The 2,971-nt window shown below is 38.3% G+C and carries 2 protein-coding genes and 1 pseudogene; 1 reads left to right on the top strand and 2 read right to left on the bottom strand.

Annotated features, from left to right (window positions below; genetic code table 11):
- Positions 1 to 1,445 (bottom strand): MDR family MFS transporter (locus tag FC65_RS09875; RefSeq protein ID WP_056972545.1); only part of this gene is annotated, 1,445 nt, incomplete at its 3' end.
- On the bottom strand, positions 1,435 to 1,881 hold the full coding sequence (locus tag FC65_RS09880; RefSeq protein ID WP_010494858.1) for a MarR family winged helix-turn-helix transcriptional regulator: 447 nt from the start codon (positions 1,879 to 1,881) through the stop codon (positions 1,435 to 1,437). The genes FC65_RS09875 and FC65_RS09880, both read right to left, overlap by 11 nt.
- 300 nt (positions 1,882 to 2,181) lie before the next feature.
- On the opposite strand from FC65_RS09880, the pseudogene FC65_RS09885 reads away from it, so the two are divergent.
- Positions 2,182 to 2,949: pseudogene (locus tag FC65_RS09885) on the top strand (IS982-like element ISEfm1 family transposase); the annotation flags it as partial.
- Positions 2,950 to 2,971: the final 22 nt, after the last annotated feature.

Here is a 2,971-nt window from a genome sequence, read left to right on the forward strand (position 1 = left end):
GTGTTGCACTTAACTTGACAATTGAGGGTTTTAAATCTTAACGTTAATAGGCAACTTACTATAACACAGGCAGCAGCAATCAGATATGTGTGCTGTGTAGCTTGTAAGGCTCCATTTTCTTTAGCAAAGTGCATCGAATGGTGTATTGCTAAAGCTGCAATTTTATTTTTTTGGATAATACTCATGATTCCAATTAAGACGGCTGTACCAAATGATCCGGCAACTTGTCGGATCGTAGTATACATTGCAGAACCATCAGGAATGATCTGTGGCGGCAATGAGTTTAGAGCTTCCGTTTGAATTGGCATGATGACCAGTGATAATCCCAATTGTCGTACAGCTTGTGAAAGAGCTACCCAGGCGAATGCTGATGACATTGAAACTCGACTTAACATGATCGTACCAACGAACAAGATCCCTGTCCCGATCATTGACATATATTTAGCACCATAACGATCATACAAGTTACCACTGATCGGTGACATGACGGCGGTGACTAGAGCACCTGGAAGAAGAGCCAAGCCGGAGATCATAGCGCTGTATCCCCGAATATTTTGCATGTATAGCGGTAATAATAACATCCCGCCATATTGAGCCATCATCAAAAAAATGTTAATAGTTACGGAAACGTTGAAATTGTGATATTTGAAAACATTAAAATTAAGCAGCTTAACTTTAGAATGTATTTGTTGATAGACAAAGACGCTAACTATTGCAAGTCCGATGATGACGTAGCCGATCACATGCATTGATGCTACGCCATAGTCGCCGGCATTACTAAATCCAAGTAATAAGGAGCCCAGGCCGACACTGGAAAGGAGAACGCCGCCCCAATTTAGTGGTAATTTTTGTGCTTCCGTCAAATTTCGTAAAACTTTAGCAGCAAAAATAATATCTAGAATGATCAAAGGAGCAACTAAGAAAAATAAGTAACGCCAACTAAGATTTTGTACTAAATAACCAGATAGAGTTGGTCCCATCGCCGGAGCAAAGTTTAAAGCCAGGCCGACCCAGCCCATCGCTTTTCCTCTTTCATGCAAGGGATACATGTCCATAATAGAAACATTCATCAGAGGGGCGATGATCCCCGCCCCGGCCGCTTGGATCATGCGACCAAAAATTAAAACTGAATAAGATGGTGCGATCCCGCCAATAATAGTACCTGCTGCGAAAATGGACATGGCAGACAAATATAATTGACGTGTTGAAAATCTTTGAATCAAAAAGGCAGTTAATGGGACCATCACACCATTAACTAACATATATCCGTTAGATAACCATTGTCCTTGGGAAGCAGTGATTGAAAATGTTTGCATGATTTTTGGCAATGCCACATTCATCAGGGTTTGGTTTAAAAAACCTAAAAAAGTACCTATTACTAAGACAGGCATCATTTTTTTGTTATTTTGTTTTTGCGCTTCAATGTCTATTTCACTACTTACCATTGTTACTGATCTCCTCTAATTTTGTTTCTAATTCCTCTAGGTTTGAAATAATTTGTGTGGTTTTCTCAGTTGGAAAGTCAGTTAATGGGGCTAGAACCTTCCAATAATCGCGTTCGACGACTTCATATTTTTCTTTGCCTTTTTCAGTCAGAGCGATCACTAATTGACGCTGATTGTTCTCAGGTCTAGTTTTTGTAACTAGGCCAGCGGCTACCATTCGGTCGACGATCCCGGAGGTCGTACTGTTGCCAACATGGATCTCTTTTGCCAAATCCCCTAATGAAGAGCTTTCGTTGCGGTGTAAGACTCCTAATACTAGGCACCACGATTCAGTGAGACCATGTTTTATGGCTTGTGCATAGAAAATTTTCCTGGTTTGTTGTCTTGTTGCGCGTAATAAGTATGTAAGGTGGCGCAGATCTTCATTTATTTTCATAGTTTTCCTCTCAATTTAGTTTGTATTCAATATATTTCAGTTCGAACATTTCTTATGCGAAATAACAGCATTTAACAGAATACACCTTTTTTCATTTATTCTCAATACAAAAGCAAGATTTTCTGAAAAACCAGGTTGTAAAAGAAAATGCGCAAAAAAATCAATAATTTGCTAAAAATATTAACTTTACCCGTGGTGCTAGTTAATTTTTTCCTAGAGGAAAATGTCTAAACATGTTGGTAAATCAACAAAAAAAACGCATATAGTAGTCTCAAAACTCCCAAGAAATGAGGACTACATATGCGTTCATCAAAATATACTGAACATTATACAGATACTTTTATAACATTCAAGGAAATTATGAGAACTGTTTCTAACATATACCACAATTGTGTACCAGATAAGATTAAAAACCGAAGAAATACTGATCAACTGAAGCAACGCGATACAGTGATTATTGCTTGTGTTATATGGGGCATAATTAATGGCTATACTAGCCAAAGAGCCACGTATAGAGCGGTTTGTTCCGTCTTATTTCCTAATGGTGATTTTCCTAGTAGGAGTCGATTCACTCGCTTAAGTTCAAACTTAGCTTACACTATCAAGATTATTCGATACTTTTTCATCAAGAAGCTCACCAAAGGTGAACTAGTCGGAATTATAGATAGTTTTCCTAGTCCATTATGTAAACCAGTTAGAAATAGACAAGCAAAACTATTGAATCAAATAGCCAAAGTTGGCTATAACTCAACAAAAAAATCTTATTTTTATGGTCTTAAAATTCATATGATCGTTACTAAGACTGGCTTTCCGATTACTTACTCAATCACGAATCCAGGTGTCCATGACGTGAAAGTGTTAGAGACTTTATCGGAAGAAGCGAATCTTCCCAATATCCTAGGGGACAAAGGATATATTAGCCATAAAATCCATGAAAAGCTTGCCCTTAAGGGCATTACTATATCCGTTCCGCCACGTAAAAACATGGATAAATCAGAAAAACTAGACCACAGCCTACTTGGAAAACAAAGAAAAACAGTTGAGACTGTTTTTTCTTCCTTAGGGTGCGCCCGGCATGGGCAGTAACTAG

Origin of the sequence: Ligilactobacillus acidipiscis DSM 15836, assembly GCF_001435755.1 — a bacterium.
Lineage (GTDB): Bacteria > Bacillota > Bacilli > Lactobacillales > Lactobacillaceae > Ligilactobacillus > Ligilactobacillus acidipiscis.